Origin of the sequence: Magnetospirillum moscoviense (assembly GCF_001650635.1) — a bacterium.
In the GTDB taxonomy this organism is placed as follows: domain Bacteria; phylum Pseudomonadota; class Alphaproteobacteria; order Rhodospirillales; family Magnetospirillaceae; genus Magnetospirillum; species Magnetospirillum moscoviense.
The window spans coordinates 1-1,310 of sequence record NZ_LWQU01000067.1 but is presented as its reverse complement, the minus strand read 5'-3'; the positions used below and the strand labels follow the sequence as shown (position 1 = coordinate 1,310).

General features: G+C 65.6%; 1 protein-coding gene. It reads right to left on the bottom strand.

Annotated features, from left to right (window positions below):
* Positions 1-202 precede the first annotated feature (202 nt).
* Positions 203-1,222, bottom strand: a complete 1,020-nt coding sequence (locus A6A05_RS03515) for an IS110 family RNA-guided transposase (RefSeq protein WP_068497515.1) — start codon at positions 1,220-1,222, stop codon at positions 203-205.
* Positions 1,223-1,310: the final 88 nt, after the last annotated feature.

The window sequence follows — 1,310 nt, the reverse complement described above, 5'->3', positions numbered from 1 at the left end:
GCGACCAGGCTGGGTGCAGTCATGTGTCCGGCCTGTTTGTGCGGTTCACCTGACCGCTGGCCATGATGTGATCCGCGAACCGCTCCCAATCATTGCGACGGCCTCGACCGGCCGTGGGCGCTGTAGGGTTTTGCGGTTCGTGGGATCGTCGGGTCGCCATCACGCTGTCATCGCCCTCGCAATCGTATGTCGGTCGTCGGTGTCAGGCTGCGGCTGGTTTGCGGTAGATGCCGCCATGGGCCAAGATGGCCCAGGCGATGCGCGCCATCTTGTTGGCCAGCGCGACCGATGCCTGGCGGGCGGGCTTTCGCGCCAGCAGGCTGGCGAGCCACGGCCCATAGCCGGAGGTCTTTCGTCGCAGCATGGCTGTGGCCCCGAGCACCAACAGCGAGCGCAGGTAACGATCGCCCATTTTTGTGATGGGCCCCAGCACCGATTTGCCGCCGCTGGAGTGCTGCGACGGCACCAGCCCGAGCCAGGCGGCAAAATCCCGTCCGGTTCGGAAGCGGCTGGGGTCGCCGACGGTGGCGACGATGGTGCTGGCGATTACTGGGCCGATGCCGGGAATGGTGGCAAGGCGGCGGCTGGCGTCTTCAGCGCGATGCCAGGCCAGGATTTCGCGATCCAGGGCTTCGATCTTGATCTCGGCATCCTTCAACTGGGCCGCCAGCATGGCCAGCGCCTCGCGGGCGGCCACCGGCAACGACGGATCGGCGGCATCGACGGCAAGCGGGATCAACCTGCCGAGCCCGGCTTCGCCTGGCGCCTCGACAATGCCGAACTCGGCCAGATGCGAGCGCACCGCGTTGGCGAGCATGGTGCGCTGGGTCACCAGCAGCCGGCGGGCGCGGTGAAGCATCAGTCCCGCCTGCTGCTCGGGCGTCTTCACCGGCACGAAGGTCATGCCCTTGCTTGCCATCGCTTCGCAGATCGCTGCGGCGTCGGTGGCGTCATTCTTGCGCCCCCGCTTGACGTAGGGCTTGACGTAGGCTGGCGGCAACAGCCGCACCTCATGGCCGAGAGCGGTCAACTCGCGCGCCCAGTAATGAGAGGTGGCGCAGGCCTCCATCCCAATCAGGCATGGCGGCAACTTGGCGAAGAAGCCAATCATCTGCCCCCGCCGCAATTGGCGCTGGATGACCGTGTCACCCGTCGTGTCAACTCCATGGACCTGGAAAACCCCTTTCGCCAGATCCAACCCGATCATGCTAACTTCGTCCATGGACGGCCTCCTCTATGGTCTGTTTCAACAACGACCACTTTGGCGCATTGCGACGCCGGTGAGCAGGGGCCGTCCACCCCATCATTGC

Excerpts from the sequence above, each read along its gene's own strand:
- A6A05_RS03515 (WP_068497515.1), bottom strand. The coding sequence starts at position 1,222 with ATGGACGAAGTTAGCATGATCGGGTTGGATCTGGCGAAAGGGGTTTTC.